The following is a 4,553-nucleotide window of genomic DNA, read 5'->3' on the forward strand; positions in this document are numbered from 1 at the left end:
CTTTCCTTCATTTCGTTTGTTCGCCGTTTTTTCTCTGGGCAGCTTCCTCTCGATTGGAAATCCGGGATGGCCGCTGCTTTGTTTGAGTATGCCCAAATTTATGGAAGGCGTATGTATAATTTTGGATAATCAACACTCGTGGATAGAAAGGGCAGGAGGAGGGAAAACCGTATGGCGGTGACGAACCCGGTGGGGTTTTGGAAGCGGTTGTTGGCTAATATATTGGATGCGATTGTCGTTGGCATTCCGATTTCGATCATCGGCTATTTCATCACGGGCAGTTGGGAAACGAACTGGTTTACGTCATTGGCGAACATCCTTTACGCGTTAATCGTTCCTGCTGTTTGGTACGGATATACGGTCGGCAAGCGGATGCTTGGCATCCGGATTGCGAAAGTGAACGGCGGCAAAGTCGGCATCGGCACAATGTTTTTGCGCTCGTTCGTTGGCGGACTCGTATACTTTATCACGTTCGGCATTGGTCTCATTATTAGTGCGATTATGGTCGCGGCGAGAGAAGACAAACGGTCGATTCACGATTTTATTGCCGGGACGTATGTGACAACGGAAAAACCGGCGGTGTAAAGCGGAAAACAACAGGTGGTGCCCCAATCGAACGGGGCGCCTTTTCTTATTTTCGTCACCGATTATAGGCGATCAAAAGCATGATGTTTTTGTGCGGGTCCTTGTTAGATCAGAAAACTTTGCAACCACCCCTATTCATGATTAGGACTAGGAAGGAAAATGGACGTTCATTCACGAATCTATTTATGTGGTAAAGAAATAAGAAAGGTGTTTGCATCATGGCAAAAGGAGGAGAGCGTTTTGTCATTAGCAAGTTATATCATCCGCACCATGTTCATCGTCATCCCTGGCACAGCGGCGATCGGCCTTGTGATATGCCTGGCCAATGGCATTCGCGGGGCGGCGTTTTGGTGGACGCTTGCTGCCATCATGCTATTCGGGGCGGTGGTCGGCTTGGTTTCATCGACGCTCAACTACCGGCGGTTTGTCGCGCCGATCGCTGTCATCAATGAACATGTAAGCAAAATGACAGAGGGGGACTTGAAGACGCGCATGCCGCTTGATCGCGTGCAGCAGCTGCGGCCGATCGCGGCTGCGTTCAACCGTATGGCCGATGCATGGCAGGAAGTGATGGGCAGCGTGCAGCATCATGCCGAAGAGGTGGCGCAAGTGTCCGGCCAGTTGGCCGCTGTCGCTGAGCAGACGACGAAAGCGACAGAGCAAATTGCGACAACGATGGAAACGCTTGCGGCAAGTGCGGAGGAGCAGGCTGATGCTGTCCGCACCACCGCCGCGTCCGTGCATGATATTTCCCAAACATTGAGCGACGTCGCTTTCCATACGAAAGAAGTGGCGCACCGGGCTGAGAAAACATCGGCGAAAGCAGAGGACGGCAAGCAGTCAATCGGACAAATGTCCGAGCAAATGCAGTTCATTTACGACCACGTTCAAGCGCTTGGCCAGGTCGTTCAAAGGCTCGGGGAGCGCTCGAATGAGATTGGACAAATTACGGAAGCGATCACCGGCATTGCGTCGCAGACGAATTTGTTGGCGCTCAATGCCGCGATCGAAGCGGCGCGCGCCGGCGAGCAAGGGAAAGGGTTTGCGGTTGTCGCGGATGAAGTGCGCAAGCTCGCAGAACAATCCGCGCGCTCCGCGCAACAAATTTCCGAGCTGATCGGCTACATTCAAGAAGAAACGAAGCGGGCGGTTTCGTCTGCCGAACAGGTGATCTCCGAAGTGGCGAAAGGATTGAACGTGGCGGCGGCATGCGGCCAATCATTTGCCCATATTCGCGAGGAGGTCGGCCAAGTGAGCAAACAAATTGGACAAGTATCGTCCGCCATCGAGCAAATGAAGGAGCATGCCCGCCAAGTGAACGACGCACTCCAACAGATGACCAATATTGTCGAACAGTCAGCGTCCGGTGCGGCCAACGTATCGGCAGCGACGCAGGAACAAATGGCTTCCGTCGAGGAAATCGCCTCTTCGTCGACATCGCTCGGTCAGATGGCGGAAGAGATGCGGGCAATGCTGAAGAAATTTTCTGTGTGAGTGAGGAAAAGGACGCTTTCTTCGAGAAAGAGGGGCTTTCAAACGACGTGTGGGAGTCAACGTTTGGAATAAAATGGTTTGCATCTTTGCCAATTGCCTGATAAAATAAAAAAAGTCAGTCATCATGGTTATACGCTCATCTGCTAGGGGAGTCCGGGAGCCGGGCTGAGAAAAGAACGCGATGAAGTTCTTTGACCCTTTGAACCTGATCTGGGTCATGCCAGCGTAGGGAAGCAGGCAGCGGGAACAGATGGACGCACAGGCTGTTCATTTGGCCTTTTTGCCTTGATCGGGTTCCGTTCGTTTTGCGGAACCCGTTTTTGCGTAAATATCCCCCGTTTTTGCCTCTCTTTTGCTGGTGCGGCTGCAGGTCTCAACCACCATTTCAAAGGAGGAAAGCCGCATGGAAAACATCCGCTCGTTCATGTCATTTCCAGCCAGCCGCAAGGTGTACATTGAAGGATCGCGCAAGGATGTGCGCGTGCCGATGAGAGAGATCGTGTTGTCGCCGACGAAAACGCCGCAAGGAACGGTGGAAAACGAGCCGGTGCGCGTCTATGACACAACCGGTCCATACACCGATCCTCATTTTGAGCCGGACGTCGAAAAAGGATTGCCGCCTCTTCGCCGCAACTGGATTGTTGAGCGCGGCGATGTCGAAGAAGTGAAGCCATCAGCGACCGCCGGCGTCCGCCCGCTGCCGTTCGTGCGCCGTCCATTGAGGGCAAAGCCCGGAAAAACCGTAACGCAAATGCATTATGCCAAACGGGGGATCATTACGCCAGAGATGGAGTTCGTCGCCATCCGTGAACGAATCGACCCCGAAATCGTTCGCCAGGAAGTAGCGGCCGGACGGGCGATCATTCCGGCGAACATTAATCACCCCGAGAATGAGCCGATGATCATCGGCCGTCGTTTCCATGTGAAAATTAATGCCAATATCGGCAACTCGGCTGTTTCTTCATCGATTGAAGACGAAGTGGAAAAATTGCTTTGGGCAGTGCGTTGGGGCGCCGATACGGTCATGGATTTATCGACCGGCAAACACATTCATGAAACGCGCGAGTACATCATCCGCAATTCGCCGGTCCCCGTGGGAACGGTGCCGATTTATCAGGCGCTCGAAAAGGTAGGAGGGGTGCCGGAGAAGTTAACGTGGGACGTGTATCGTGAGACGTTGATGGAGCAGGCGGAGCAAGGAGTCGACTACATGACGATCCACGCCGGTGTGCGGCTTCATTACATTCCGCTCACCGCCAACCGGACGACCGGCATCGTCTCGCGCGGCGGCTCGATCATCGCCCAATGGTGTTTGGCCCATCATGAAGAAAACTTTTTGTATACGCATTTTGAAGAAATCTGCGAGATTTTGAAACAATACGATGTCGCGATCTCCCTTGGCGACGGCTTGCGCCCCGGCTCCATCGCCGATGCGAACGATGAGGCGCAGTTTGCCGAACTGGAAACGCTTGGCGAGCTGACGAAAATCGCCTGGAAGCATGATGTGCAGGTGATGATCGAAGGGCCGGGCCACATTCCGATGCATAAAATTCGCGAAAATGTCGAGCGGGAACAGGACATTTGCCATGGAGCGCCGTTTTATACGTTAGGGTCGCTTGTCACCGACATCGCGCCGGGATACGATCACATCACGTCGGCGATTGGCGCCGCCATCATTGGCGCTTATGGAACGGCGATGCTTTGTTACGTAACGCCGAAAGAGCATTTAGGGCTGCCGAATAAAGAGGACGTACGCGCCGGGGTCGTGGCCTATAAAATCGCCGCCCATGCGGCTGATCTGGCGAAAGGGCATCCGGCCGCCCAGCAACGTGACGATGCGCTCTCGAAAGCGCGCTTTGAGTTTCGCTGGAACGACCAGTTCAACTTGTCGCTTGACCCGGAACGGGCTCGTGAGTACCATGATGAAACATTGCCGGCCGAGGCGGCGAAAACAGCTCATTTTTGTTCGATGTGCGGGCCGAAGTTTTGTTCTATGAACATTTCGCACGAGCTGCAGCGGCAAATCAAAGAGGAAGGGATGAAAGAAAAAGCGCAACAATTTATTCGGCAAGGCTCGTCGCTGTATAGTCAAAAAATAAATTAAATTGGCTCTTCACCACAACATGTACTTGACAAGCAATACAGCTTCCTGCACAAAGATTTGAAAAAATCACGGATTTGTTGATTTTCCCTTACAAGCGTAAATAGAGTTCAGAAAAAATCAAGTACAACTTTTGGTGAAGAGCCATTAAATTTAATATATATAAGTTGCAATAAAGATTTTCCGATTGTTCGATTCTGTTTTCCTTCATAACAAGTCATTTTGATAGAATGCAGCGGGCGCTCTACTGGATGTAAAACAAAGTTGTAACTATTCAGCCACATCATAAAGTGAGCTGAATATTTTCTTCTTTCCTTGTCTATGATGTGAATATTGATAGACAAGGAGGTGAATCACATGTTGACGGTACAAC

3 protein-coding genes, 1 pseudogene and 1 riboswitch are annotated in these 4,553 nt (G+C 51.9%); all 4 genes and pseudogenes read left to right on the forward strand.

Translation table 11 applies throughout. The annotated features are described in order from the left end of the window. Window positions 1-129 (forward strand): annotated as a pseudogene (locus IKE44_RS01900) (IS4 family transposase); the annotation flags it as partial. Between the two features lie 42 nt (window positions 130-171). Further along, on the forward strand, window positions 172-585 hold the full coding sequence (locus tag IKE44_RS01905) for an RDD family protein (protein ID WP_033013917.1): 414 nt from the start codon (window positions 172-174) through the stop codon (window positions 583-585). 240 nt (window positions 586-825) lie between these two features. Then, complete coding sequence (locus IKE44_RS01910; protein WP_049625227.1) at window positions 826-2,079, forward strand: methyl-accepting chemotaxis protein; 1,254 nt, start codon at window positions 826-828, stop codon at window positions 2,077-2,079. A 135-nt stretch (window positions 2,080-2,214) separates the two neighbouring features. Then, window positions 2,215-2,328, forward strand: a riboswitch (TPP riboswitch). 154 nt (window positions 2,329-2,482) lie between these two features. After that, a complete protein-coding gene (gene thiC, locus IKE44_RS01915; protein ID WP_287464846.1) occupies window positions 2,483-4,183 on the forward strand; it encodes a phosphomethylpyrimidine synthase ThiC in 1,701 nt (566 codons plus the stop codon). Window positions 4,184-4,553: the final 370 nt, after the last annotated feature.

Source organism: Geobacillus sp. (genome assembly GCF_017515625.1).
In the GTDB taxonomy this organism is placed as follows: Bacteria; Bacillota; Bacilli; order Bacillales; family Anoxybacillaceae; genus Geobacillus; species Geobacillus stearothermophilus.

Bases quoted from the DNA above. Each gene is read 5' to 3' on its own strand.
- IKE44_RS01905 (WP_033013917.1), top strand. From the start codon at position 172: ATGGCGGTGACGAACCCGGTGGGGTTTTGGAAGCGGTTGTTGGCTAAT.
- thiC (WP_287464846.1), top strand. From the start codon at position 2,483: ATGGAAAACATCCGCTCGTTCATGTCATTTCCAGCCAGCCGCAAGGTG.